Origin of the sequence: Paracoccus yibinensis, from assembly GCF_030846195.1 — a bacterium.
Lineage (GTDB): Bacteria > Pseudomonadota > Alphaproteobacteria > Rhodobacterales > Rhodobacteraceae > Paracoccus > Paracoccus yibinensis.
This window is the reverse complement of record NZ_JAVCWH010000007.1, coordinates 1-23,899: the sequence shown is the minus strand read 5'-3', so window position 1 is coordinate 23,899 and position 23,899 is coordinate 1. Positions and strand designations below refer to the sequence as shown.

The window sequence follows — 23,899 nt, the reverse complement described above, 5'->3', positions numbered from 1 at the left end:
TGAAGGCGTGGGGCCTTCGCAGGTGCAGCAAGCCGGGTTTTGGGAAGGCTGAACAGGCCTTGGGCAGGTTTCGGGCGGGGAATGCGGCAACTGGGCGGCCACCGGGCAATCCCGCAGGCAATTGCCCGCGCCGCAGGCAGGATCAGGCCGCGCGGGGCTGCAAGCCGCCTTGGTCGATCAGGAAATCGACGATGTCCTGCACGCCCTTGCCGTGGCGCAGCTGCGCCATGACCACCGGGCGGGCACCCCGCGCGGCGCGCGCATCGGATTCCAGCAGCGCGGCGTCCACGCCCACATGGGGGGCCAGATCCGTCTTGTTCACGACCAGCAGGTCGGACCGCGCCAGTCCCGGCCCGCGCTTGCGGGGGATGTCCTGGCCTGCCGTCGTGTCGATGACATAGATGGTCAGATCCGCCAGTTCCGGCGAAAAGGTCGCGGCCAGGTTGTCGCCGCCCGATTCGATCAGCACCAGGTCCAGGTCGGGAAAGGCCGCGTTCAGATCCGCGATGGCGGCCAGGTTGATGCTCGCGTCCTCGCGGATGGCGGTATGGGGGCAGCCGCCGGTTTCCACGCCCCGGATGCGGTCCCGCGGCAGGACCTGGGCGCGCATCAGGGCCTCGGCATCCTCGCGGGTGTAGATGTCGTTGGTGATCACGGCCATGGACAGGCGCGGGGCCAGCGCGCGGGCCAGCTGTTCGGTCAGCGTGGTCTTGCCCGCGCCGACGGGGCCGCCGATGCCGACGCGAAGGGGACCATTCTGGCTCATGATCGGAATATCCTGACTGTCATGGTTTCATGCCGCATGGCGGCGATATCCGCGCCCCAGCTTGCGACGGCTAGGTCGTCTTCGGTTGCCGATGCGCCGCGCAGGGCGGCGGCAAGGATCGCGGGCTGAAGCGCGGCCAGCATCTTCTGGCCTTCGACCGGACCCAGCGGCATGAAGCGGACGGCGGCGGAAACCAAAGCTGCGGCCTGGGCTTGCAGGAAGGCCGCGATGATTTCGGGATGCGGCAAGGGCATGGTGGCGCAGGCCCGGCCAAAAGCTATCGGCAGCGCGGCGGCGGGCTGCGGCAGCCCGGTCAGCGCGGCGATGTTGGTGGACAGGGCAGTGCCCTGTTCGACGGTCTCGGTCAGGCGCTGCGAGGAAAGGCAGGCCGCGCGGGCCAGATCGTCCAGGGCCGCGTAATCCGTGGCGCGCAGCGACAGCGCGACCAGCACCGCGTCGGTCCAGCCCGCACCAAAGTCTAGCCAGTCGGCCAGCCATTGCGGCAGCGTTTCGCGCGTGACGATGCCGCTGTCCATGGCCCATTCCAGCCCCTGCGACCAGGCAAAGCCGCCCACCGGAAAGGCGGGCGACAGGATCTGGGCCAGATGCAGGCGCGCGGCCTCAGGCGTGGTGATGGTCGTGGGGATGACCTTGGCCCTTGTCGTTATGATGATGTTCATTCGAATGGTCGTGCGACGAGGCGTGGTCATGCCCGAAGGTCCGGCCATGTCCATAGGCGCCGCCTTCGGGGCGGAAGGGCAGGTCCTTGTGGCAGATGTCGGCGCCCAGCTTGCGCAGCATGGCCTCCAGCACATGGTCCTGGCGGATGACCAGGCGGTCGGCCTCGATCCGGCAGGGGGTGTGGCGGTTGCCGATGTGCCAGGCAAGGCGCGCCAGGTGGCCGCGGATGACCATCACGGGTTCGGGCCGGGCGCGCACGACGATCTGGCGGCCGTCCGAGAGTTCAAAGGCGTCGCCGTCTTCCAGGCTGGTGACCTCGGGCAGATCGACCAGGAAATCGCAGCTGCCGAAATCGGCCTGGCAGGACAGCTTCTTGCGGCGCAGAAGGCGGCCTTCGTAGTCCAGCCAGACCTCTCCGTCGAAGGGGGCGGGGGCGTTGCGGATGATGCTGGTGGCGGTGATCATGGGGTATCCTCGCTCAGAACAGGAAATAGCGTTGGGCCATGGGCAGTTCCGTCGCTGGCTCGCAGGTCAGCAACTGCTCGTCGGCGCGGACTTCATAGGTCTCGGGATCGACCTCGATGGCGGGCATGGCGGCGTTCAGGACCATGTCGGCCTTGCCGATGGCCCGCGTGTTCTCGACCGCGATCAGGGTCTTGTGCAGGCTGTCGCCCGCGCCGTTTTCAAGGCCCGCCTTCGACACGAACAGGGCGGACGCGCGGCCCGTATGCCCCCACATCGGACGGCTGAAGATCGGCTGCACGGGGATCGAGCCGTTCGGATCGCCCATCTGCGCCACGCTGATCTGCCCGCCGACCAGCACCATTTCCGGCTTCACGCCGAAGAAGGCAGGCGACCACAGCACCAGGTCGGCGCGCTTGCCGGGGGTGATGCTGCCGATATGCTGGCTGACGCCATGCGCGATGGCCGGGTTGATCGTGTATTTGGCGATATAGCGGCGGGCGCGCAGGTTGTCGTTCTGGCCCTGCTCCTCGGGCAACCGTCCGCGCTGGCGGCGCATCTTGTCTGCGGTCTGCCAGGTGCGGATGATGACTTCCCCGATCCTGCCCATGGCCTGGCTGTCCGAGGAAATGACGCTGAACGCGCCCAGGTCGTGCAGGATATCCTCGGCTGCGATGGTCTCGCGGCGGATGCGGGATTCGGCGAAGGCCACGTCCTCGGGCACGCGGCGGTCTAGGTGGTGGCAGACCATCAGCATGTCGAGATGTTCCTCGACGGTGTTGGCGGTATAGGGCCGCGTCGGGTTGGTGGACGAGGGCAGGACATTGCCCATGCCGACCATGCGGATGATGTCGGGGGCGTGGCCGCCGCCCGCGCCCTCGGTGTGATAGGCGTGGATGGTGCGGCCCGCGATGGCGGCCATCGTGTCCTCGACAAAGCCCGATTCGTTCAGCGTGTCGGTGTGGATCATCACCTGCACGTCCATGGCGTCGGCGACAGACAGGCAATTGTCGATGGCGGCGGGGGTGGTGCCCCAGTCCTCGTGCAGCTTCAGCGCGCAGGCGCCTGCGCGGATCTGTTCCTCCAGCGGCGCGGGAACGCTGGCGTTGCCCTTGCCCGCAATGCCGATGTTGACCGGCAGATCCGCGCAGGCCTCCATCATCCGGGCGATGTGCCAGGGGCCGGGGGTGCAGGTGGTGGCAAGCGTGCCATGCGCGGGGCCGGTGCCGCCGCCCAGAAGCGTCGTGACCCCGGAATGCAGCGCATGGTCGACCTGCTGCGGGCAGATGTAGTGGATGTGGCAGTCGAAGCCGCCCGGCGTCAGGATGCGCCCCTCGCCCGCGATGATCTCGGTGCCGGGACCGATGATGAGGGTCACGCCCGGCTGGGTGTCGGGGTTGCCCGCCTTGCCGATCCCGGCGATGCGGCCGTCGCGCAGGCCCACGTCGGCCTTGGTGATGCCCTGGTGGTCGAAGACGACGACGCCGGTGATGACCGTGTCCATCGCGCCGCCCGCGCGCGTGACCTGGGACTGGCCCATGCCGTCGCGGACGACCTTGCCGCCGCCGAACTTCACCTCCTCGCCCGCGATGGTCAGGTCGCGCTCGACCTCGATCAGCAGCTCGGTATCGGCCAGCCGGATCCGGTCGCCCGTGGTGGGACCGTAAAGCGCGGCGTAATCGGCGCGGGACAGGCGGGTCATAGCGGCCCCATCACGTCTTTGCGGAAGCCCTGGACCACACGGTCGCCCGCATAGGGGATCAGGCGGACTTCGCGGGACTGGCCGGGCTCGAACCGGACGGCGGTGCCGGCGGGGATCGACAGGCGCATCCCGCGCGCAGCTTCGCGGTCGAAATCCAGCGCCGGGTTGGTTTCGGCAAAGTGGTAATGGCTGCCGACCTGGATCGGGCGGTCGCCGGTATTGGCGACCATGACGGTGACCGGATCGCGCCCCTGGTTCAGGGTGATCTCGCCGGATGCGGGCAGGATTTCGCCCGGAACAATCGTGCGGGTCATTCAACCCACCATCGCCAGGGCCAGGCCCGCCGCCGCCGTCCCGCCGCCCAAGGCCCGCAGGGCCGTGCCGCGTTCCAGTATCCGCGCCGCGCCGATGCCCGCCCCATGCAGCGCAAGTGTTGCCACCGCAAAGCCCGCCGCATAGGCGGCCAGTCCCGCCGCCGGGCCTTCCGCGCCATGCGCCCAGCCATGCGCCATGCCGAACAGCGCCACGCCGGGGACCATCGCCGCCAGCGGCAGGCACGCGGCCATCGCGACAAGCGCGCCCAGGATCACGACCGAGGCCAGGATCATCGGCTCGACCCCCGGAAAGGGCAGCCCGCCAAAGCTCGCGAAACCGCCTGCGATCATGCTGCCGACGAAGGCCAAGGGCAGCGCCCAAAGCGCCCGGCTCCCCATCTGAGCCGCCAGCAGGCCAAGCGCCACCATCGCCAGCAGGTGATCCGCGCCGCCCAAGGGATGGCTCAGGCCCGACAGGAACTGGCCCTGGTCGTGATGGCCGACATGGGCCAGGGCGGCCTGCGGCAGCAGAAGGGCGGCGGCAATCGAAATCCTTTTCATTCAAGCCTCGTGGCGGATCGGGTGGTGGACGGTGACCAGCTTGGTCCCGTCGGGAAAGGTGGCCTCGACCTGGACGGACTCGATCATGGCGGGAACGCCCTCCATGCATTGATCGGCGGTGATGACATGCGCGCCCGCCTGCATCAGGTTGGCCACGCTGCGGCCGTCGCGCGCGCCCTCGACCACGAAATCGGTGATGAGCGCGATGGCCTCAGGGTGGTTCAGCTTGACGCCGCGCGCCAGGCGGCCGCGCGCCACCATCGCCGCAACGGATACCAGCAGCTTTTCACGCTCGCGGGGGGTAAGGTTCATCGTCAGACCTGCCAGATGCGGGGAAGGGGGTCGGGCCGCAGCGCGGCCAGAAGGCGGACGACCTGCCGCCGAAGGGGCCAATCGTCGCGGGCCAGGCAGCGGATCACCAGCCGCCCCGTCGGGGCGCTTGCCGCGCCGGCGACGCCGGGTTCGTCCAGGGCGGCGCGGGCGCGGGCCAGAAGGTCGGGCGCATGGGGCGCGACCACCGCCAGCGTCGCAAGGGCGCGGGCGTCGCCCAGCAGGGCGGGTCCGTTCCGCCGAAGCAGCGCGGCGTCGTCCAGGGCCAGGGCGTCGTGATGGACGATCCGGCCCGCCCGCCGCACGATCCGGTAGTCGCGCAGATGCAGGCGGCGGGGCTGTTCGCCCCTGGCAAGACGGCCCAGCACGATCATCTCCAGAAGCACGCAGCCCGCGCCGGGGGCAAGGTCCACGACTGTCCTGCGTTCCAGCCGCGCGCCGTCGAACAGGATGGTTTCCTGGGGCAGCCAGTCAAGCCAGCAGTCCTGGCCCACCTGCAAGCGCAGGTCGGCCTGGGCGGGGGCACCTTCGGCGCGATAGGCGCGTTCGGCGGTCTGGGTGGTCGCCAGCACCCGGGCGCCGGGCCGCAGGATCACGGCAAAGGACAGCCGGTCGCCCGAAGCCAGCCCGCCCGAGGTGTTCAGGAACACGATCTGCGGCGGACCCTCGGACACGCGGGGCAGCATGGCCTTGGCTGATCCCGACTGAGCCAGATCGACAAGCCCGCGCGGACCCATGACCACCTGCGCGGCGCCGGTGCTGCGCTGAAGAAGGGGCATGGGGTCGGTCGCGTCGAACATGGCCCGAGGGGGCGTCCAGCCAGCCGAAAGGTCAATCCGGCGCTGCAGGTGGCGGCGCCCCGTTCCTGCGTGATCTGGGGCCACTGCCCATTCGATGGGCGCTCCGCCCAGGCGTCGGGCAATCCTGAAATCAGGATGCCGCCCTTTGCAGCAAACGGCGGCGCGCAGGGGGGATCGCGCCGACCTCGACCCCCGTGAAGACATGCATGGTGCGCAGCACGGGATCCACGACGGCATGGTCGCTGACCCAGCCGCCCATTGCCAGGTAGCTGCGCAGCAGGGGCGGCATCGCCGCCATGGCCCGCTTCGGATCTGGCCGGCCCGAAGGCCGCGCGCGGGCAAAGCGGAAGACGTTCGGCGCCTTCACGCGCGGCAGCCAGTGGCGCGGGGCCAAGTGGCGGGCGCGCAGCATGGCGAAAGCCTCGGCATGAAGGGCCGGTTCGGTTCCCATGAAGCTGGAACAGCCGAACAGCATCCTGACCCCGCCGTCCTCGACGATGCGCGACAGGGCGGCCCAGGCCGTGCGGATGATGTCGGGGTCCTGCGTGCCCGGATGGACGCAGAAGCGCCCGACCTCCAACAGCGGGGCGTCGAAGGATCCTAGCGCCGACAGGTCATAGAATTGCGCCGAATAGCTGCGGGCGATATCGCCTCCGTCCATCAGCGGCAGAAAGCGGAAGCAGCAGACAAGGCGGCCGGTCGATGTATCCTCGACCAGCATGTGGCGGCAGGCGGCGTCCAGCCCGTCGGCATCCAGACCTTCGGCCGACGCGCCGTCGCGTGCGACAAAGCACAGCCAGCGCAGACGCTGCGCCGCGCGCAGGTCATCGGGTGTCCGGGCCAGCCGGGCCAGGTATCGGCCCTTGCGCAAGGATTGCATGTGTCGCCCCCTGGTCAGCGGCAACCATCATAACGCGATGTCGTGACCGAATTGCGAAGATTCAATCGTCCTGCCGGTCGCCCAGGATGTCCTCGACATAGATGCGCTTGACCAGGATGATGCCGACCAGAAGCAGCGGCGTGGCCAGGATGACCCCCGCAAACCCGAACAGGCTGCCGAAGGCCAGGATCGCCAGCACCGTCAACGCGGGCGGCAGGTCGGCCGCGAATCTCTGGATCAGGGGCATCAGCAGGTTGCCTTCGACCTGCTGGACCACCAGGAACAGCAACGCGACATAGACCGCCATGTCAAGGCCCTGGGTCAGCGCGAACAGCACCGCCGGCACCCCCGACAGGAACGGCCCGACCACCGGGATGATGTTGGTCAGCCCGGCGATCAGGCCCAGGACCAGGGCCAGCGGCACGCCCAGCAGCCACAGGCCAAGCCCCGTCACCAGGGCCACCAGAACCATGTCCAGCGCCTGTCCCCCCATCCAGCGGGCCAGGGCGCGGGCCAGTTCGTCCGCGATCCCGCCCGCGCGGGGACGATAGGACGGCGGCACCAGGCGCAAGGCTCCGCGCCGATACATCCCCGCATCCAGCGCCAGGAAGATCGCCACCGTCACCAGCAGCACCAGGTTCGCCACTCCGCCAAAGACCGTGGTCAGCGTCCCGGTCACATAGCTGAACATCGAGGGCAAGCCCGAGGGCGACACCTCGCCGCCGGTCGAGGCATCCTCCATCTGCCGTTCCAGGAACTGCCCGAACGAACTGCCGCCAAGCCAGTCGTTCACCTGTTCCCAGGCGGCGGGCAGGCTGCCGATCAGCTGCCGGAACTGGTCCGAGATCGCCGGTCCCGCCCAGGCCACGACCCCGGCAATGACCAAAATGGCTGCCAGGGCCGACAGCAGCACGCCGGGCTTGATGCCGATGCCCGTGCGCTGGTGCAGGAACGTCGCCCCTGCCCGCAGCGCGATGGCGATCAGGACCGCGCCGAAACCCAGCAACAGCATGTTCGACCACATCCAGGCGGCGGCCAGCAGGATCGCCGTCGCAAAGGCCATGGCGATGGGACCGGGATGCAGGCGCGGCTGCGGGGCGGGGGCGGCTGGACGGTCGGTCATGGGTCGGGCCTTTCGTCGGGTTCGCGTGCATCATGCCCCCGGCTTGCCGGCAGATACCATCCCTGATAACCGGGCGCGGATTTCATGACCGGGCGGGGCTGGCCCGCCTGCCACAGCAAAGGGATGCCCCATGGCCATCGAACGCACGCTTTCCATCATCAAGCCCGACGCGACCCGCCGCAACCTGACCGGCAAGATCAATGCCAAGTTCGAGGACGCGGGCCTGCGCATCGTCGCGCAAAAGCGCATCAAGCTGTCGCCGGAACAGGCGGGCAAGTTCTACGAAGTCCACAAGGACCGCCCCTTCTATGGCGAACTGGTCGAGTTCATGGCTTCCGAACCCGTCGTGGTGCAGGTTTTGGAAGGCGAGAACGCCATTGCCAAGAACCGCGAAGTGATGGGCGCGACCAACCCGGCCCAGGCCGACGAAGGCACCATCCGCAAGGAATTCGCGCTGTCGGTTGGCGAGAACTCGGTCCATGGTTCCGACGCCCCGGAAACGGCCAAGGAGGAGATCGCGTTCTTCTTCTCGGGCCTTGAACTGGTCGGCTGAGCGTCTAGACGCCAGGATGCAAGGGAAAGGGGCCATCGCGGTCCCTTTCTTATCGGCGGCAGGCCGGGGCGACATTTTCCTTGAACGGTGATCCTGGCAGGCGCATACCGGCGCAAATTCCCTGACGGGGTACCATATGGCAAGCGACGGCGCCGCGCGCGAGCATTCCGCGGCAGACCCAGTGTCTGAAGATCATTCCCATTCCAAGACCGGTCCCGCGCTCGTGCTGGCCTGCCTTGGCGTCGTCTATGGTGACATCGGCACCTCGCCGCTCTATGCGCTGCGCGAATCCCTGGTTCACGCGCACGAGGAGGGCCTGCCCGAAAGCTCGGTCATCGGCATCGTGTCCCTGCTGTTCTGGACGGTCGTCCTGATCGTGACGATCAAGTATGTGGTCCTGATCCTGCGCGCCGATAACAACGGCGAAGGCGGAACCCTGTCACTGGTTGCCAAGGCCCAGGGCGCGCTGAAGAAGGGGCCGCGGTCGAAAAGCCGCCGCCTGCTGATGCTGCTGGGGATCGTGGGCGTGTCGCTGTTCTTCGGCGACAGCATGATCACGCCCGCGATTTCCGTCCTGTCCGCGGTCGAGGGGCTGGCGCTGATCGAGCCGGGCTTTCAGGCCTGGGTGGTGCCCGTCACGCTGGCAATCGTGATCATCCTGTTCTGGGTGCAGCGCGGCGGCACCGACCGGATCGCGCGGCTTTTCGGGCCGGTGATGCTGGTCTGGTTTTCCACCATGGCGATCCTGGGCGCCAGCCATATCGCGGATGACGCCCGGATCCTGCAGGCGCTCAATCCCCTGCGGGGGGCGGCGTTCCTGACCGAATACGGGATGGCTGCCATGCCGGTCCTGGGGTCGGTCTTCCTGGCCGTGACCGGGGCCGAAGCGCTTTATGCCGACATGGGCCATTTCGGCCGCAGCGCGATTCGCATCGCATGGAGCGTGCTGGTCTTCCCGGCCCTCGCGCTCAGCTATCTGGGACAGGGGGCGATGGTTCTGGCGCATCCGGAAACCGTGTCGAACCCGTTCTTCCTGATGGCGCCGTCCTGGTTTCTGGCGCCGCTGGTCATCCTGGCCACGGCAGCGACGGTGATCGCGTCGCAGGCGGTGATCTCGGGCGCGTTCTCGGTGGCTGCGCAGGCGGTGCAGATGGGCATCCTGCCGCGCCTGCACATCAACCACACCTCGGACCGGCAGGCGGGCCAGATCTTCTTGCCCAAGGTCAACTCCATCCTGATGTTCGGCGTCGTGGCGCTGGTGCTGTCCTTCGGATCCTCGGCCCGGCTGGCAAGCGCCTATGGCATCGCCGTGACCGGGGACATGGTCATCACCTCGGTCCTGGCGGTGGTGGTGTTCCGCTGGGCCTGGAACTGGCGCTGGCCGCTGATCGCCGCCGTGATGGTCCCGGTGCTGGGGATCGAACTGATCTTCTTCTCGGCCAACCTGCTGAAGCTGCTGGACGGGGGCTATATCCCGCTTCTGTTTGCGGCCGGGGCCATCGCGCTCATGGTGATCTGGATCGAGGGGATGAGGCGGCTTCAGGAACGGCTGGCGCAGGACAGCGTGCCCCTTGATGTCTTTGCGGCCAAGCTTTCCAAGTCGCCGCCGGTGATCGTGCCGGGCACGGCGGTCTTCCTGACCGCCGATCCGGCCGTTGCGCCACCGGCGCTGCTGCACAACCTGAAGCACAACCGCGTGCTGCATCAGCGCAACTTCATCGTGAAGGTCGAAAGCGCCACCACCCCCCGCGTCCCCGAGGATGCCCGTCTGCACCTTCAGGACATCGCCCCCGGTTTCTGGCGCGCCCGCCTGGTCTTCGGCTATATGGAGCAGCCGAACGTGCCCCGCGCCCTGGCCCAAGCCCGGCATGTCGGACAGAAGTTCGACATCATGTCCACGTCCTATTTCCTGAACCGCCGCACCCTGCGCGCGGGCCGGGGCAACTTGATGCCCTATTGGATGGCGCGGGTGTTCGTGACGCTTTATCGGTCGGCATCCGAGCCGACGAACTATTACCGCCTGCCGTCGAACCGGGTCGTGGAACTGGGGCAGCAGATGAATATCTGAGGGACGGGGGCCGTGGGACCCTGCACCTGACGAATGACCCCCCGTTGCGCCCCCACCCCCATCCGCGCTATCCCCGTGTGACCCAACCCATGCAGGAGGAACCCATGCGCGCATTCGTCTTTCCCGGCCAGGGGGCGCAGACCGTCGGCATGGGGCGCGAACTGGCCGAGGTCTATCCCGCCGCGCGCGAGGTGTTCGAACGGGTGGACGACGCCTTGGGCGAGAGGCTGTCGGATCTGGTCTGGAACGGCGACATCGACACGCTGACGCTGACGCAGAACGCGCAGCCGGCGCTGATGGCGACCTCGATGGCGGCGTTCCGAGCGCTGGAATCGGAAGGCTTCGGCATCCAGGACGCCAATTTCGTTGCGGGTCATTCACTGGGGGAATACTCGGCGCTGTGCGCGGCCGGGGCGCTGACGCTGGAGGATGCGGCGCGGCTTTTGCGCCTGCGCGGGCAGGCGATGCAGGAAGCGGTGCCGGTCGGGCAGGGGGCCATGGCGGCGATCCTGGGGCTGGACTTCGCCACCGTCGATCACATCGCGCGCGAGGTGGCGGGCGACGAGGTGGTGCAGGCCGCCAACGACAACGATCCGGCGCAAGTGGTGATTTCCGGGCACAAGGGGGCGGTGGAGCGCGCGGCGGACGCGATGAAGGCGGCGGGCGCCAAGCGGGCGCTGATGCTGCCGGTTTCCGCGCCCTTCCATTCGGTGCTGATGCAGCCTGCGGCGGCGGTGATGGCCAACGCGCTGGCGGGCGTGGACATCCATCCCCCCGCCGTCCCCCTGATCGCCAATGTCCGGGCCGAGGCGGTGACGGAACCCGGCGCGATCCGCCGCCTGCTGATCGAACAGGTGACGGGCACCGTGCGCTGGCGCGAATCCATCGCCAACATGGCCGAGGCCGGCGTCATCGAGTTTTGGGAAATCGGCGCGGGCAAGGCCCTGTCGGGCATGATCAAGCGCATCGCCAAGGACGCGGTGGTGCGCAATGTGGGCGCCCCTGCGGATATCGTGGCGCTGAAGGGCTGAGGGCGGACCGGGGCGCTGCCCCGGACCCCGGGATATTTTCATGAAGAAGAAGGATCAGCCATGTTCGATCTGACAGGCAAGACGGCCCTGGTGACCGGCGCATCGGGCGGCATTGGCGGCGCCATTGCCCAGGCGCTGCACGCGGCGGGGGCCACGGTCGCCCTGTCCGGCACGCGCGAGGGGCCGCTGAACGATCTGGCCCAGGCCCTGGGGGGGCGGGCGCATGTGGTGCCCGCGAACCTGTCGGATGCGGAAGCCGCCGCGGGGCTGATCAAGGATGCGGCCGCCGCCATGGGATCGGTCGATATCCTGGTCAACAATGCCGGGATCACGCGCGACAACCTGTTCATGCGCATGTCGGACGACGAATGGCAGCAGGTCATGGACGTGAACCTGACGGGCGTGTTCCGGCTGTCGCGCGCCGCGCTGCGCGGGATGATGAAGGCCCGCTGGGGGCGGATCGTCAACATCACCTCGGTCGTGGGGGCCACGGGCAATCCGGGGCAGGGCAACTATGCCGCCGCCAAGGCGGGACTGGTGGGCATGTCGAAGTCGCTGGCCTATGAGGTCGCGTCGCGCGGCATCACCGTGAACTGCGTGGCGCCCGGCTTTATCGAGACCGCGATGACCGACAAGCTGACCGATGACCAGAAGGGCAAGATCCTGTCCCAGATCCCCGCCGGACGCATGGGCGCCCCCGATGAGATCGCGGCGGCGGTGCTGTATCTTGCCAGTCCCGAGGCGGGTTATGTCACCGGCGCCACGCTGCACGTCAATGGCGGCATGGCGATGGTCTGACGCAGGCCAGCCACGCAAAAGCGGTTGCAAGAGACTTCACGGGTGCTATATCCCCGGCTTGAGCAGCAGGGAAACCGCCCTGTGCCAAGGCGAATTATACATTCGCGTATAAAATTGGGCGGATGCCCGCGAGAATGAGGATGTGACATGAGCGATATCGCTGATCGCGTGAAGAAGATCGTGGTCGAGCATCTGGGCGTCGAGGAGGACAAGGTGGTCGAATCCGCGTCTTTCATCGACGACCTGGGTGCCGACAGCCTCGACACCGTCGAGCTGGTCATGGCGTTCGAGGAAGAATTCGGGATCGAGATCCCCGATGATGCCGCCGAAACCATCCAGACCGTGGGCGACGCCGTGACCTTCATCAAGGGCGCGGTCTGATCCGCACCTGCCGATCACCGGCACCCTCCAGACGGCGTTCCTGCACCAGCAGGGACGCCGTTTTCCATTGGCGCATGGCGGCCTTGCCGGAACCGCGCACAGCCGCGCGCCGTTGGGGCCGCGCAACATGGAAGGAGCAGATCATGGCTGTCGAACTGAGGGGCCTTACCGACAACGCCCGCAAGACCGCGATTTCGGAGCTGAACGGGCGGCTGGCCGATTCCATCGCCCTGGCGCTGGCGGTCAAGCAGGCGCATTGGAACGTGAAGGGGCGCAACTTCATTGCCGTGCATGAATTGCTTGACATGCTGCACAACAACCTGCGCGAACAGATCGATGTCATCGCCGAGCGCGTGCAGCAGCTGGACGGCGTGGCGCTTGGCACGGCCGAGAAGGTATCCGCCAGCACGACCCTGACCGAATACCCGACCGATCTGACCAAGGCCGAGGACCACATCCGTGCCCTGTGCACCCGTTACCGCGATCACGGGGAAAAGCTGCGCACCGCCATCGACGCCACGGACGAGGCGGGCGATGCCGATACCGCCGATATCCTTACGGCCGCGTCGCGCAGCGCCGACAAGGACCTGTGGTTCCTGGAAAGCCATCTGGAGTGATGGCGCCTTAGCGGCCCAGCTTCGCGTGAACCTCGTCCAGGTCGATTTCGCCCAAGGGCAGCTTGTTGTCGGGATTGTCGAAATCGTATCGGAACAGCTGGAAATCGTCCTTGTAGATTTCCCAGACCAGGTGCCGTGACAGGTCGTCGAAGTAATCGCTGACCCTATGCGCCCGCTTCGGCCCGTGCCCTTCGGATTCGTTGAAGCGGGGCACCGCGGCCGGATCGACCGGTACCGGGGTCGTGGCCGCATCCAGGATCTGCGCCATGCCGTCGTTGAAGGTCTCGGTGAAGAAAATACGGTCGTAGCGGCCGCCATTGGCGATGAAGGTGCCGACATGGCCCGAGATGGCTGACCAGTGGATGTCAGGCTCCATCGGGCGACGGAAGCGGATCGTGTCGCGCGCGAACAGCAGGAAGCGGCGGAAGCTGGCGATTTGGTCGAAGTCGAAGCCGTTTTCCGGCCCGCCCACGTCGATGCCATATTGCTGCGCCAGTTGCGGGACCAGATTGCCGCGATAGCGCCGCCCGTTCCGCTGGATTCCGGCGATCTTGTCGAAGAAGGACGACAGGATCCGCGCATAGGGATTGCGCACGCAGGTGAAGGTGACGCCCTTGTGCCGGGCGACGGCGGCTTCGATCAGGGGCTTGCTGTGGTCCTGGGACCATTTGTGCAGGCCTTCGGACGCATCGTGGATGTCGCCGTCGAAGAAACGCCCATGGTCGGAATAGAACATGATCTGCCCGATGGTCGAGCAGGCGCATTTCGGCACCACCCGATAGATCATGCTTTCGCTTTCGGTCATCCAGACCCCTGGAAAGCCCATCGTCCCCCACTTCTTCAGATTGCAACCCGGCTTGTCGGCGCGCGTCAAAGGCGTTTACACACAGAAACCGGGAAGCGTGCAAGCATTGTCGCCTTTCCTTACCGCAGCATTCTTAAGACTTCGTATTCATGGCCCGCATCGCCTTCATCCTTCTGACCCACAAGGATCCGCAAGGCGTGGTGGACCAGGCGCGGCGCCTGACGGCAAGCGGCGATCATGTCGTCATCCATTATGACCGCAATGCGCCGGCCGGCGATTACCGCCGGATCCGGCAGGCGCTGGCGGACGCGCCGGGCGTCGGCTTCGCGCCCCGGCGGTTCCGATGCGGCTGGGGCGAATGGTCGCTGGTCGCTGCCACCCTGTCGGCGCTGCGCGAAGCGGAACGCCGTTTTCCCCAGGCCACGCATTTCTACATGCTGTCGGGCGACTGCATGCCCATCAAGTCGGCCGAATATGCCCGCGCCTTCCTGGATCGGGACGAATGCGACTATATCGAAGCCTTCGACTTCTTCGACAGCGACTGGATCAAGACCGGCCTCAAGGGCGAACGGCTGGCTTATCGCCACTGGTTCAACGAACGAAGGTCGAAGCGCCTGTTCTATGCCAGCCTGAGGGCGCAGCAATGGCTTGGCCTTGAACGGCCACTGCCCCGGGGCATCCAGGTCATGATCGGGTCGCAATGGTGGTGCCTGCGCCGCCAGACGGTCGAGGCGCTGCTGACGCTGATCGCGGAACGGCCCGACCTGCCGCGCTTTTTCCGCACCACCTGGATCCCGGACGAGACCTTCTTCCAGACCCTGGTTGCCCATCTGGTGCCCAGGACACAGATCCGCCGCCGCTCGCCCACCTGCCTGATGTTCACCGACTACGGAATGCCGGTGACCTTCCATAACGACCACTACGATCTGCTCATCCGCCAGGATTACCTGTTCGCCCGCAAGATCAGTGCCGAGGCGCAGGATCTGCGCGCCAGGCTGGGCGCGCTGTGGCAGGCCGAGGGCGTCAGCTTCGCCATCACGAACGAGGCGCCCCGCCTGTTCCGTTTCCTGACAGGCCGCGGCCGGGTAGGCCGACGCTTTGCCCCCCGCTTCTGGGAAGATCAGGGCGCGTCGCGCAACCATGTCCTGTGCCTGATCGTGGCGAAGAAATGGCATGTCGCCAAGCGCCTGACGGTTGCCATCCGGGCGCTGACAGACATTCCGGCGGTCGATTACATCTTCAACGAACGCGATGCCGGGTTGCCCGACCTGGGGGGGATCGCCTCGACGGTGGCCAAGCGGGAACGGCATCGCCGCGCCCTGGTCCGGCTGCTTTTCGACGATTTCGGGTCGCGCAGGCTGGTCCTGTGCCTGGATCCCTCGGCCTTGCCGCTGATCGCCGACTTCGCGTCCGACAAGGCCGAGACGCGGATCCTGTTCATCGACACCAGCTTTGACGACGCCTATCTGCGCGGCCACATGCGCCGCACCGGCCTGGCAGGGGACGGCACGCCTGACACGGTGATCGACCAATTGCTGCCGATCGTCGCAGGCGACCTTGCCCACGAGGTCGAGCGTTTGCGCGACATGGACTTTGCCCGGTTTGCCGCCATTGCGCCCGACGCAACGTCCGAGGCGAATGCCCATGCCATCGCGCGGTTTCTGGATGTTTCGCCCGAGGTCGCGCATGATCTGGCCCGGACGCCACATCTGTTCACCGACTGAGGAATGCCCATGGCCTTTGATTACGACGACACCAACATCTTCGCCCGGATCCTGCGGGGGGAAATCCCCTGCGACAAGGTCGCGGAAAGCGATCACGCCCTGGCCTTCCGCGACATCCGCCCTCAGGCGCCGGTGCATGTGCTGGTGATCCCCAAGGGCCGCTATGTCAGCTTCGACGATTTCGCGGCCAATGCCTCGGATGCGGAAATCGTGGATTTCACGCGGCTTTGCGCGCAGGTCTGCGTATCGGAAGGCGTCGGCCTGGACGGCGGCAACCAGGGCTTCCGCGCCATCGCCAACACGGGCGCGCATGGCGTGCAAGAGGTGCCGCATTACCACCTGCACATCCTGGGCGGGCGGGTGATGGGACCGATGCTGCCGCGCCAGGGCTAGGGTGCCTGCCGCCCGGCATAGGCCGCGACCAGCGACGGAAACTCGGCCGGATCGGGAAAGCGCGGGAAGCGCCGGCTTGCCCCGGTCCGCGCCCAGGGCAGCGCGGTTTCGGTCCAGCATTCGATGAAGGGCGGCTCGGGCAGGGGGTCGTCCAGCAGGGTGATGCGGACATTGACCATATCGCCCAGCATGGGACCTGCCGTGAACAGCCAGCTGAGGCAGAAGCCGCAGAAATGGTGCTGCAGATCGCCCTTCAGCCCTCCCAGAACCGTTTCGCCCTGCGTGATCCGAAAGGCCGCACCCGGATAAAGACCGCTGACGGAATAGGCGCTGGCGGTCATCCTGCGGCAGCCGTCGCAATGGCAGGCCATCGTGACCAGGGGCGCGCCGGTGACGGCGAACCGCACCCGGCCGCAGCGGCAGCCGCCTTGCCGTGTCTCAGGGTCCATCCTTTTCCTCCTCGCGGGATCAGCCCCGCGTCATTTCCACGAACACATCCTCCAGATCCGGCTGCTCGGTCGCGACATCCAGGATGGGGATGTCGGCGCCGCGCAACGCATCCAGCAACTGATCGGCGCGGATCCGCGACGGGGGATAGCTGATCGCCAGCAGTCCGTCGCCCCGCCATTCGGGATGCGCCCCCTGCGGCAGGGGCGGCAAGGGGACGCGCCCGCCCGTGTCCAGCACCAGCGTCTTGCCGTCGGCGCGCGACAGAAGGCTGCGGGTGTCCTGCCGCACCACCAGTTCGCCGTGGTTGATGATGGCGATCTCGTCGCACATCTGCTCGGCTTCCTCAAGGTAATGGGTGGTCAGGATGATGGTCATGCCCTGCCGGTTCAGTGCTCGCACATTTTGCCACAGCATGTCGCGCAGGGTGATGTCCACGCCCGCCGTCGGTTCGTCCAGCACCAGGATCTGCGGGCGGTGGACCAGCGCCTTGGCCAGCAGCAGGCGCCGCCGCATCCCGCCCGACAGGTTGCGGGCATAGGCATTGGCCTGGTGGGTCAGTCCCACCAGCTCCAGCAGCTCATCCGTCCAGCGTTCGCGCTTTGGCACGCCATACAGGCCCGCCTGCACCTCCAGGCTGGCGCGGGGGGTGAAGAACGGATCCATGTTCAGTTCCTGCGGCATCACCCCGATGGCCGCGCGCGACTGGCGCGGGTTCACGTCCTGGTCGAAGCCCCAGATCGTGACGCGGCCCGCCGTCTTGTTGACCAGCCCGGCCAGGATGTTGATCATGGTGGACTTGCCCGCGCCGTTCGGTCCCAGAAGGCCGAAGATGCTGCCTGCGGGGATGGTCAGGTCGATGCCCTTCAACGCCTCCTTCGCGGGGGCGGACCCTTGGGCGGCATAGGTCTTGCGCAGCCCGGCGATTTCAATGGCATTCGGCATGGTCTGATCCCCGGACGGCTTGCGAAGGCAGGCGGCGCTGCGGTATCAGGCCTTAGACCAGATGCCGCCCGCCGCCACAAGAAGGCCAGCCATGACGCAATACATCCCGCCGGAAAACTCGCTGTCCACCGAACAGACGGATCTGTCCGAACTGCGCCTGCCCCCGCCCGTGACCCAGACGGTGACCACCTGGAAGGTCGCCTGCGACGGCGACGATGCCGGCGGGCTTGGCCATCCGCGCGTCTGGCTGGCGATCTCGCCCGAAACCGGCTTTGTCGATTGCGGCTACTGCGACAAGCGCTTCGTGATCGACCGCGAACACGCGCACGACGATCACTGACGGGCGGCAAGCGCTCTTTCATTTTGGCTTAAATATCCCGGGGTCCGGGGCAGCGCCCCGGTCCTTGTCCTCACGGCTTTGCGCCCCGCCCGAGTTTCTGCCAGAAAGACCGGAACGACTCGGCACAAGGACCGCTTTCATGGACAGCTTCGGCAAGGGCCACCACTTGCACCTGATCGACGGATCGGCCTTCATCTTCCGGGCCTATCACGCCCTGCCGCCACTGACGCGCAAATCCGATGGCCTGCCCGTGGGCGCGGTCGCGGGCTTTTGCAACATGCTGTGGAAATACGTCACCGACGAACGGGGCCACGACGCGCCGACCCATGCGGCGGTGATCTTCGACTATTCCTCGAAGACCTTCCGCAACGAGATTTACAACGCCTACAAGGCCAACCGCCCCGAACCGCCCGAGGATCTGCGCCCGCAGTTCCCGCTGACCCGCGACGCCACTCGCGCCTTCAACATCGCCTGCATCGAGACCGAGGGCTATGAGGCCGACGACATCATCGCCGCGCTGTCCTGCAAGGCGCGGGATGCGGGCGGCACCGTGACGATCATCAGCAGCGACAAGGATCTGATGCAGCTTGTGGGAGACGGCGTGCAGATGCTGGACCCGATCAAGGGCAAGCCCATCGACCGCGACGAGGTGTTCGAGAAGTTCGGCGTCTGGCCCGACCGCGTGGTGGACGTGCAGGCACTGGCGGGCGATTCCATCGACAACGTGCCGGGCGCGCCGGGCATCGGCATCAAGACCGCGGCCCAGCTCATCACCGAATTCGGCGACCTGGAAACCCTGCTGGCGCGGGCCGAGGAGATCAAGCAGCCCAAGCGCCGCCAGACCCTGATCGACCACGCCGAGCAGATCCGCATTTCCAAGCGGCTGGTGGAACTGGACTGCAACACGCCGCTGGACTTCACCCTGGAAAGCCTGGAGGTGAAGGCACCGGATGCGGCTCAACTGCTGACCTTCCTGTCGGAAATGGAGTTTCGCACCCTGACCGCCCGCGTAGCCGAACGACTGGGGGCCGAGGCGCCCGCCGTCGTCTCTGCGCCGGTGCGCGACGCGCCCGCTGCGCCCGATCTGGCCCCCATCGACCGCGCGGCCTATGAAACCGTGACCGACCGCGACGCCCTGGACCGCTGGGTGCAGCTGATCCGCGACACGGGCCAAGTCGCCATCGACACCGAAACCACCGGCCTGGACGAGATGCAGGCCGATCTGGTGGGCATCTGCCTGGCCGTGGCGCCGGGCCGCGCCTGCTATGTCCCTGTGGGCCACATGGCGGGAGGCGACGACCTGTTCGGGCAGTCGGCCCTGATCCCCGGCCAGTTGCCGCTGGCCGATGTGCTGGCGGCCCTGAAGCCGCTGCTGGAGGATCCGGCGATCCTGAAGATCGGCCAGAACCTGAAATACGACTGGAAGATGCTGGCCCGCCACGGCATCCGCATGACGCCGCTGGCCGACACGATGCTGATGTCCTATGCGCTGAACGCGGGCACCCATAATCACGGCATGGACGAACTGGCCGAGCGGTATCTGGCCCACAAGTGCATCCCCATCAAGGACCTGATCGGCTCGGGCAAGTCGCAGATCAACTTCGGGCAGGTGCCCATCGACAAGGCGGCGCCCTATGCTGCCGAAGACGCCGATGTCACGCTGCGCCTGTACCAGCATTTCGCGCCGCTTCTGCCCGTCGAACGCGTGACCACCGTCTACGAGATGACCGAACGCCCCATCGTCCCCGTCCTGGCCGAGATGGAGATGGCCGGCATCCGCATCGACGCCGAGGTGCTGCGCCGCATGTCGGGGGCCTTCGCGCAGAAGATGGCGGCGCTTGAGGACGAAATCTACGCCCTGGCAGGCCAGAAATTCACCATCGGCAGCCCCAAGCAACTGGGCGAGATCCTGTTCGACAAGATGGGCATGACCGGCGGCAAGACCGGCAAGACCGGGGCCTTTTCCACCAGCGCCGACGTGCTGGAGGATCTGGCCGCCGAGGGCCATGACCTGCCGTCCCGGATTTTGGACTGGCGGCAGATCAGCAAGCTGAAATCGACCTATACCGACGCCCTGCCGACCTTCGTGAACCCGGATACGGGACGCGTCCACACCAGCTATTCCATCGCGGGGGCGCAGACAGGGCGGCTGGCATCCACCGACCCGAACCTGCAAAACATCCCCGTCAGGACCGAGGAAGGCCGCCGCATCCGCGAAGCCTTCATCGCGGCCGAAGGGCATCGGCTGGTCAGCCTGGATTACAGTCAGATCGAGTTGCGGATCCTGGCCCATGTGGCCGACATCCCGGCGTTGAAGCAGGCCTTCCGCGAGGGCATCGACATCCATGCCATGACCGCCAGCCAGATGTTCGGCGTCCCGGTCGAAGGGATCGACCCGATGATCCGCCGCCGCGCCAAGGCGATCAACTTCGGCGTGATCTATGGCATTTCCTCCTTCGGGCTGTCGCGCAACCTGCGCATCCCGCGCGCCGAGGCGCAGGATTTCATCGACACCTATTTCCAGCGCTTCCCGGAAATCCGTGCCTACATGGACCGGACCTTGGCGGATGCAAAGGCCGACGGCAGCGTCCGCACCCTGTTCGGACGGCGCATCAACACGCCCGGCATCAACCAGTCCGGCCCGGCGGCGGGCGGGGCGCGGCGCGCGGCCATCAACGCGCCGATCCAGGGGGCTGCCGCCGACATCATCCGCCGCGCCATGATCCGCATGCCGGCCGCCATCGCCCACCTGCCCGCGCGGATGCTGTTGCAGGTCCATGACGAACTGGTCTTCGAGGTGCGCGAGGATGCCGTGGACGACCTGATCGCGGTTGCCCGCGACATCATGGAAAACGCCGCAGAACCCGCCGTCCGGCTGTCGGTGCCGCTGGTCGTGGATGCCGGACACGGCGCGAACTGGGCCGAGGCGCATTGATGGGCCACACCCATGCGCACGGGCACGGCCATCACCACCACCATCATGGCGACGCGGCCATCGGCTGGGCGGTCGTCGTCAACCTGGCGCTGACGGCCGCGCAGATCATCGGCGGATATGCCGCCGATTCGACGGCGCTGATCGCGGACGGGATCCACAACCTGTCCGATGCCCTGGCGCTTGTGCTAGCCTTCGGCGCGCGCCGCCTGTCGCGGCGGGCCGCCACGCCCGACTGGTCCTATGGCTGGGGCCGGGCAGAAATCGTCGCAGCCTTCGTCAACTATCTGGCGCTGATCGCGATTTCCATCTGGCTGGCTGCCGAGGCACTGGGCCGCCTGTCCGATCCACCGCAGGTTGCGGGCGGGCTGGTGATGGGATTGGCGGCTTTCGCCCTGGTCGTGGATCTGGCGACCGCCGCGCTTGTCTGGCGGGCTGCCAAGGACAGCGCCAACATCCGCGCGGCCTTCCTGCACAACCTCGCGGATGCGGGCGTGTCGGTCGGAGTCATCCTGGGCGGGGCGCTGATCTGGGCCTTTGGCTGGAACCTGGCCGACCCGATCCTGACGCTGGCGATCTCGGTCGTGATCCTGTGGCATATCGGGATGGAGATCGGCCCGGTCTTCCGCATGCTGATGCTGGCCGCGCCGCCGGGCAGCGACCCCGGCGCCGTGCTGTCAGCCCTGCGCGCGCTGCCGGGCGTCAGCGATGCCCATCACCTGCACCTGTGGCAGATCGACGAAAGACGCGCGGCGGCCTCGGTGCATCTGGTCGTCAGCCAGGGCGACCCCTTCGCCATCACCCGCGCGGCCAAGGAAATGCTGGCCCATGACCATGGCGTGGCCCATGCCACCATCGAGATCGAGCCGCCCGAAGGCTGCGCCGATCACAAGGCGCATGATCACGCGTGAGGTGCGGTGCGTGCAAGCACGCACCCTGCGGTCTAGCTTTGCCTGTCAGCCGTGTAGGGTGCGTGCTTGCACGCACCGTGTGGCGCTACACCGCCGAGGAATGGCTGGTCGGCGCGGCCATATAGGCGTCCAGCATGTTGGCGACCATGCGCGCCAGCGGACGGCCTTCGGGCGTGATGCGCAGGCCCCAGGGACCGACCTGGACCATGTTGCCGAACTGCGCCACCACCGGGTCGAAGACCTGCTGCAACTGGGCTGGCGTCAGGCCATGGTCCAGAACCATCTCGGCCGCGTCCACGGCGAAATCGCACATCAACTGTTCGATCATCCGGCCGCGCCAATGGTCCTCGGGCGTGAAGGCATGGCCCTTGGTATGGGGCAGGCGGCCTTCGCGGACATGGGCGGTATAGGCGCCGGTTGCCGGGGCGTTCTGCGCATAGCCCTGCGGGAACCGCGAGATCGAGGATGCGCCAAGTCCCAGCAACACCTGCGCCCCGTCGTCGGTATAGCCCTGGAAGTTCCGCCGCAGCCGGCCCGCCTTTTGCGCCATCGCCAGACCGTCGCCCGGGCGTGCGAAATGGTCGATGCCGATTTCGGCATAACCGTCGGCCACGAACAGGTCGCGCGCGGTGTTGAACAGGGTCAGCCGGTCCTCGTTGCCGGGAAGGGCGTCTTCGGGGATCATCACCTGGCGCTTGGACATCCAGGGCACATGGGCATAGCCGTAAAGCGCCACCCGGTCCGGCGACAGGGCCAAGAGCTTCTGCACCGTTTCCGAAATCCGGTTCCGGTCCTGGTGCGGCAGGCCATACAGGATGTCGGCGTTCAGGCTGGCGATGTCGTGGCTGCGGATCAGGTCAACCGCCTGGCCGGTCAGCTCGAACGATTGCTGGCGGCCGATGGCGTCCTGAATCTTTGGATCGAAATCCTGCACCCCGATGGATGCGCGGTTCATCCCCGATGCCGCAAGCGCCGCCATGCGGGGGGCGTCGATCTCTGACGGGTCGATCTCGACCGAGAACTCGGCGCCCTCGGCCATCGGCACCACGTCGAAGATCGCATCCGCCACGCGCCGCATCTGGTCGGGCGGCAGCAGCGTGGGCGTGCCCCCGCCCCAATGCAGGCGCGACAGCCGCACGCCGCGCGGCAGGTGCCGGCGCAGCAGGTCCAGTTCCGCCAGGACCGTGTCCACATAGGCAATGACCGGATCCAGCGTCTTGGTGCCCTGCGTGCGGCAAGCGCAGAACCAGCACAGCCTGCGGCAAAACGGCACATGCAGATAAAGCGAAATCGCCGCGCCCTCGGGTATGGAATCCAGCCAACCCAGGACCATATTGGCGTTCACGCCAGTTTTAAATTGTGTCGCGGGGGGATAGCTCGTGTAGCGCGGGACGCGCGAATCGAACAGACCCAGCCGCTTTAGTTGCGAAACATTGCTCATGCCGGTAGGATTACGTGATAACGCGCGAGAATGCCTTGACCCAGATCAATCAGAAATCCGCAAGCCATGATGGCTCGGAACGTTGTGGCGACTGCCCGATCCGCTATCGCGCCGTTTGCGCGCATTGCGAAACGGACGAGCTGGCGCTGCTGGAAGACATGAAGTTCTATCGTGTCTTCGAACCCGGCCAGCCGATCGTCTGGGAAGGCGACCGCATGGACTTCGTGGGATCGGTCGTCACCGGCGTCGCCGCGCTGACGCAGACGCTGGAGGATGGGCGCACGCAGATGGTGGGCCTGTTGCTGCCCAGCGATTTCCTGGGCCGCCCCAACCGCGAGATCGCCGCGTATAATGCCACTGCGGCCACCAAGGTCGTGCTGTGCTGCTTCCGCCGCAAGCCGTTCGAACAGATGATGCGCACGACGCCCCATGTCGCGCACAGGTTGCTGGAAATGACGCTGGACGAACTGGACGCGGCGCGCGAATGGATGCTGCTTCTTGGCCGCAAGACCGCGCGGGAAAAGATCGCGTCCTTCATCGCCATCATCGCGCGCCGCGAAGCCGCGCTGCACAAGCGCGATCCGGGCGGCCGGATGCAGATCGAGCTGCCCCTGACGCGCGAGGCGATGGCCGATTACCTGGGCCTGACCCTGGAAACCGTCAGCCGCCAGATCAGCGCGCTGAAGCGCGACGGCGTGATCGAGCTTCAGGGCAAGCGCGCCATCATCCTGCCCGACTTCAACCGCCTGGTCGAGGAATCGGGCGACGATTCGGACGGCGGATACTTCAGCTAGATCCAGGCCGCTTCTTTGGTTGCCGCCCGTAATGCAAGAGGCTTGTGACCTTGTTAGCGTGTGATCGAGTGCGGTCTTCTTTCAGGCCTCATTGTGCGGC

General features: G+C 66.9%; 26 protein-coding genes. 12 read left to right on the top strand and 14 right to left on the bottom strand.

Annotation, left to right across the window (positions count from 1 at the left end; all coding sequences use genetic code 11):
- Positions 1-142 precede the first annotated feature (142 nt).
- The 10 genes from ureG to RAH32_RS14635 form a co-directional block, all read right to left on the bottom strand.
- The gene (ureG, locus tag RAH32_RS14680) at positions 143-766 is read right to left on the bottom strand and encodes an urease accessory protein UreG (RefSeq protein WP_306608696.1); all 624 of its coding nucleotides are present in this window, start codon (positions 764-766) and stop codon (positions 143-145) included.
- Positions 763-1,446 carry an urease accessory protein UreF gene (locus tag RAH32_RS14675; RefSeq protein ID WP_306608694.1) on the bottom strand — a complete coding sequence of 228 codons (684 nt, stop codon included), beginning with the start codon at positions 1,444-1,446 and terminating at the stop codon, positions 763-765. Before RAH32_RS14675 ends, ureG begins: the two co-directional genes overlap by 4 nt.
- A complete protein-coding gene (locus tag RAH32_RS14670; RefSeq protein ID WP_306608692.1) occupies positions 1,388-1,912 on the bottom strand; it encodes an urease accessory protein UreE in 525 nt (174 codons plus the stop codon). The genes RAH32_RS14675 and RAH32_RS14670 overlap by 59 nt, the downstream gene beginning before the upstream one ends.
- A 13-nt stretch (positions 1,913-1,925) precedes the next feature.
- Positions 1,926-3,611, bottom strand: a complete 1,686-nt coding sequence (gene ureC, locus RAH32_RS14665; protein ID WP_306608691.1) for an urease subunit alpha — start codon at positions 3,609-3,611, stop codon at positions 1,926-1,928.
- A complete protein-coding gene (locus RAH32_RS14660; protein WP_306608938.1) occupies positions 3,608-3,913 on the bottom strand; it encodes an urease subunit beta in 306 nt (101 codons plus the stop codon). The genes ureC and RAH32_RS14660 overlap by 4 nt, the downstream gene beginning before the upstream one ends.
- A gap of 12 nt (positions 3,914-3,925) precedes the next feature.
- A complete protein-coding gene (locus RAH32_RS14655; protein ID WP_306608689.1) occupies positions 3,926-4,486 on the bottom strand; it encodes a HupE/UreJ family protein in 561 nt (186 codons plus the stop codon).
- Positions 4,487-4,798 carry an urease subunit gamma gene (locus RAH32_RS14650; RefSeq protein WP_306608688.1) on the bottom strand — a complete coding sequence of 104 codons (312 nt, stop codon included), beginning with the start codon at positions 4,796-4,798 and terminating at the stop codon, positions 4,487-4,489.
- A 2-nt stretch (positions 4,799-4,800) separates the two neighbouring features.
- Positions 4,801-5,616, bottom strand: coding sequence for an urease accessory protein UreD (locus tag RAH32_RS14645; RefSeq protein WP_306608687.1), 816 nt, complete (start codon positions 5,614-5,616; stop codon positions 4,801-4,803).
- A 130-nt stretch (positions 5,617-5,746) separates the two neighbouring features.
- Positions 5,747-6,496, bottom strand: a complete 750-nt coding sequence (locus RAH32_RS14640) for a GNAT family N-acetyltransferase (protein ID WP_306608686.1) — start codon at positions 6,494-6,496, stop codon at positions 5,747-5,749.
- A 61-nt stretch (positions 6,497-6,557) separates the two neighbouring features.
- On the bottom strand, positions 6,558-7,619 hold the full coding sequence (locus RAH32_RS14635) for an AI-2E family transporter (protein ID WP_306608685.1): 1,062 nt from the start codon (positions 7,617-7,619) through the stop codon (positions 6,558-6,560).
- 130 nt (positions 7,620-7,749) lie between these two features.
- Between RAH32_RS14635 and ndk the strand changes: the two genes are divergently transcribed.
- The 6 genes from ndk to dps all read left to right on the top strand — a co-directional run bounded on the left by ndk (position 7,750) and on the right by dps (position 13,067).
- Positions 7,750-8,172: a nucleoside-diphosphate kinase gene (gene ndk / locus RAH32_RS14630; protein WP_306608684.1), complete on the top strand. Its 423-nt coding sequence runs from the start codon at positions 7,750-7,752 to the stop codon at positions 8,170-8,172.
- 136 nt (positions 8,173-8,308) lie between these two features.
- Positions 8,309-10,240, top strand: a complete 1,932-nt coding sequence (locus tag RAH32_RS14625; RefSeq protein ID WP_306608683.1) for a potassium transporter Kup — start codon at positions 8,309-8,311, stop codon at positions 10,238-10,240.
- Positions 10,241-10,344: 104 nt separating this feature from the next.
- Positions 10,345-11,271 (top strand): ACP S-malonyltransferase, encoded by a 927-nt coding sequence (fabD, locus tag RAH32_RS14620; protein WP_306608682.1) that lies wholly within the window; start codon positions 10,345-10,347, stop codon positions 11,269-11,271.
- A gap of 60 nt (positions 11,272-11,331) precedes the next feature.
- Positions 11,332-12,069 carry a 3-oxoacyl-ACP reductase FabG gene (gene fabG / locus RAH32_RS14615; RefSeq protein ID WP_306608681.1) on the top strand — a complete coding sequence of 246 codons (738 nt, stop codon included), beginning with the start codon at positions 11,332-11,334 and terminating at the stop codon, positions 12,067-12,069.
- Between the two features lie 147 nt (positions 12,070-12,216).
- The gene (locus tag RAH32_RS14610; RefSeq protein ID WP_089387089.1) at positions 12,217-12,450 is read left to right on the top strand and encodes an acyl carrier protein; all 234 of its coding nucleotides are present in this window, start codon (positions 12,217-12,219) and stop codon (positions 12,448-12,450) included.
- A gap of 143 nt (positions 12,451-12,593) precedes the next feature.
- Positions 12,594-13,067, top strand: coding sequence for a DNA starvation/stationary phase protection protein Dps (dps, locus tag RAH32_RS14605; RefSeq protein WP_306608680.1), 474 nt, complete (start codon positions 12,594-12,596; stop codon positions 13,065-13,067).
- A gap of 7 nt (positions 13,068-13,074) precedes the next feature.
- On the opposite strand, the gene RAH32_RS14600 is transcribed toward dps, so the two are convergent.
- Positions 13,075-13,893: a sulfotransferase family protein gene (locus RAH32_RS14600; protein ID WP_306608679.1), complete on the bottom strand. Its 819-nt coding sequence runs from the start codon at positions 13,891-13,893 to the stop codon at positions 13,075-13,077.
- A gap of 128 nt (positions 13,894-14,021) precedes the next feature.
- Between RAH32_RS14600 and RAH32_RS14595 the strand changes: the two genes are divergently transcribed.
- Entirely contained in the window at positions 14,022-15,596 is a 1,575-nt protein-coding gene (locus RAH32_RS14595) for a DUF5928 domain-containing protein (protein ID WP_306608678.1), read from the top strand.
- A gap of 9 nt (positions 15,597-15,605) precedes the next feature.
- Positions 15,606-15,989, top strand: a complete 384-nt coding sequence (locus tag RAH32_RS14590; protein WP_306608677.1) for a histidine triad nucleotide-binding protein — start codon at positions 15,606-15,608, stop codon at positions 15,987-15,989.
- Here RAH32_RS14590 and RAH32_RS14585 read toward each other — a convergent pair.
- Together RAH32_RS14585 and RAH32_RS14580 are read right to left on the bottom strand one after the other, a co-directional pair.
- Complete coding sequence (locus RAH32_RS14585) at positions 15,986-16,438, bottom strand: GFA family protein (RefSeq protein ID WP_306608676.1); 453 nt, start codon at positions 16,436-16,438, stop codon at positions 15,986-15,988. The genes RAH32_RS14590 and RAH32_RS14585 overlap by 4 nt on opposite strands.
- Before the next feature lie 19 nt (positions 16,439-16,457).
- Complete coding sequence (locus RAH32_RS14580; protein WP_306608675.1) at positions 16,458-17,381, bottom strand: ABC transporter ATP-binding protein; 924 nt, start codon at positions 17,379-17,381, stop codon at positions 16,458-16,460.
- A 151-nt stretch (positions 17,382-17,532) separates the two neighbouring features.
- Here RAH32_RS14580 and RAH32_RS14575 point away from each other — a divergent pair, with 151 nt between their 5' ends.
- The 3 genes from RAH32_RS14575 to RAH32_RS14565 all read left to right on the top strand — a co-directional run bounded on the left by RAH32_RS14575 (position 17,533) and on the right by RAH32_RS14565 (position 21,564).
- Positions 17,533-17,721 carry a zinc-finger domain-containing protein gene (locus RAH32_RS14575; protein ID WP_306608936.1) on the top strand — a complete coding sequence of 63 codons (189 nt, stop codon included), beginning with the start codon at positions 17,533-17,535 and terminating at the stop codon, positions 17,719-17,721.
- A 139-nt stretch (positions 17,722-17,860) separates the two neighbouring features.
- Complete coding sequence (gene polA, locus RAH32_RS14570) at positions 17,861-20,656, top strand: DNA polymerase I (protein ID WP_306608674.1); 2,796 nt, start codon at positions 17,861-17,863, stop codon at positions 20,654-20,656.
- Positions 20,656-21,564, top strand: a complete 909-nt coding sequence (locus RAH32_RS14565) for a cation diffusion facilitator family transporter (protein ID WP_306608673.1) — start codon at positions 20,656-20,658, stop codon at positions 21,562-21,564. Before polA ends, RAH32_RS14565 begins: the two co-directional genes overlap by 1 nt.
- An 85-nt stretch (positions 21,565-21,649) precedes the next feature.
- Here RAH32_RS14565 and hemN read toward each other — a convergent pair whose 3' ends face one another.
- Positions 21,650-23,005, bottom strand: coding sequence for an oxygen-independent coproporphyrinogen III oxidase (hemN, locus tag RAH32_RS14560; protein WP_306608672.1), 1,356 nt, complete (start codon positions 23,003-23,005; stop codon positions 21,650-21,652).
- A gap of 35 nt (positions 23,006-23,040) precedes the next feature.
- Here hemN and fnrL point away from each other — a divergent pair, with 35 nt between their 5' ends.
- The gene (gene fnrL, locus RAH32_RS14555; protein ID WP_306608671.1) at positions 23,041-23,799 is read left to right on the top strand and encodes a transcriptional regulator FnrL; all 759 of its coding nucleotides are present in this window, start codon (positions 23,041-23,043) and stop codon (positions 23,797-23,799) included.
- Positions 23,800-23,899: the final 100 nt, after the last annotated feature.

Excerpts from the sequence above, each read along its gene's own strand:
- RAH32_RS14650 (WP_306608688.1), bottom strand. The coding sequence starts at position 4,798 with ATGAACCTTACCCCCCGCGAGCGTGAAAAGCTGCTGGTATCCGTTGCG.
- RAH32_RS14645 (WP_306608687.1), bottom strand. The coding sequence starts at position 5,616 with ATGTTCGACGCGACCGACCCCATGCCCCTTCTTCAGCGCAGCACCGGC.
- RAH32_RS14600 (WP_306608679.1), bottom strand. The coding sequence starts at position 13,893 with ATGGGCTTTCCAGGGGTCTGGATGACCGAAAGCGAAAGCATGATCTAT.
- RAH32_RS14625 (WP_306608683.1), top strand. The coding sequence starts at position 8,309 with ATGGCAAGCGACGGCGCCGCGCGCGAGCATTCCGCGGCAGACCCAGTG.
- RAH32_RS14635 (WP_306608685.1), bottom strand. The coding sequence starts at position 7,619 with ATGACCGACCGTCCAGCCGCCCCCGCCCCGCAGCCGCGCCTGCATCCC.
- ndk (WP_306608684.1), top strand. The coding sequence starts at position 7,750 with ATGGCCATCGAACGCACGCTTTCCATCATCAAGCCCGACGCGACCCGC.
- dps (WP_306608680.1), top strand. The coding sequence starts at position 12,594 with ATGGCTGTCGAACTGAGGGGCCTTACCGACAACGCCCGCAAGACCGCG.
- RAH32_RS14595 (WP_306608678.1), top strand. The coding sequence starts at position 14,022 with ATGGCCCGCATCGCCTTCATCCTTCTGACCCACAAGGATCCGCAAGGC.
- ureG (WP_306608696.1), bottom strand. The coding sequence starts at position 766 with ATGAGCCAGAATGGTCCCCTTCGCGTCGGCATCGGCGGCCCCGTCGGC.
- RAH32_RS14670 (WP_306608692.1), bottom strand. The coding sequence starts at position 1,912 with ATGATCACCGCCACCAGCATCATCCGCAACGCCCCCGCCCCCTTCGAC.
- fabD (WP_306608682.1), top strand. The coding sequence starts at position 10,345 with ATGCGCGCATTCGTCTTTCCCGGCCAGGGGGCGCAGACCGTCGGCATG.
- polA (WP_306608674.1), top strand. The coding sequence starts at position 17,861 with ATGGACAGCTTCGGCAAGGGCCACCACTTGCACCTGATCGACGGATCG.
- RAH32_RS14655 (WP_306608689.1), bottom strand. The coding sequence starts at position 4,486 with ATGAAAAGGATTTCGATTGCCGCCGCCCTTCTGCTGCCGCAGGCCGCC.
- RAH32_RS14675 (WP_306608694.1), bottom strand. The coding sequence starts at position 1,446 with ATGAACATCATCATAACGACAAGGGCCAAGGTCATCCCCACGACCATC.
- RAH32_RS14640 (WP_306608686.1), bottom strand. The coding sequence starts at position 6,496 with ATGCAATCCTTGCGCAAGGGCCGATACCTGGCCCGGCTGGCCCGGACA.
- RAH32_RS14565 (WP_306608673.1), top strand. The coding sequence starts at position 20,656 with ATGGGCCACACCCATGCGCACGGGCACGGCCATCACCACCACCATCAT.
- fabG (WP_306608681.1), top strand. The coding sequence starts at position 11,332 with ATGTTCGATCTGACAGGCAAGACGGCCCTGGTGACCGGCGCATCGGGC.
- RAH32_RS14585 (WP_306608676.1), bottom strand. The coding sequence starts at position 16,438 with ATGGACCCTGAGACACGGCAAGGCGGCTGCCGCTGCGGCCGGGTGCGG.
- RAH32_RS14610 (WP_089387089.1), top strand. The coding sequence starts at position 12,217 with ATGAGCGATATCGCTGATCGCGTGAAGAAGATCGTGGTCGAGCATCTG.
- ureC (WP_306608691.1), bottom strand. The coding sequence starts at position 3,611 with ATGACCCGCCTGTCCCGCGCCGATTACGCCGCGCTTTACGGTCCCACC.
- RAH32_RS14590 (WP_306608677.1), top strand. The coding sequence starts at position 15,606 with ATGGCCTTTGATTACGACGACACCAACATCTTCGCCCGGATCCTGCGG.
- hemN (WP_306608672.1), bottom strand. The coding sequence starts at position 23,005 with ATGAGCAATGTTTCGCAACTAAAGCGGCTGGGTCTGTTCGATTCGCGC.
- RAH32_RS14580 (WP_306608675.1), bottom strand. The coding sequence starts at position 17,381 with ATGCCGAATGCCATTGAAATCGCCGGGCTGCGCAAGACCTATGCCGCC.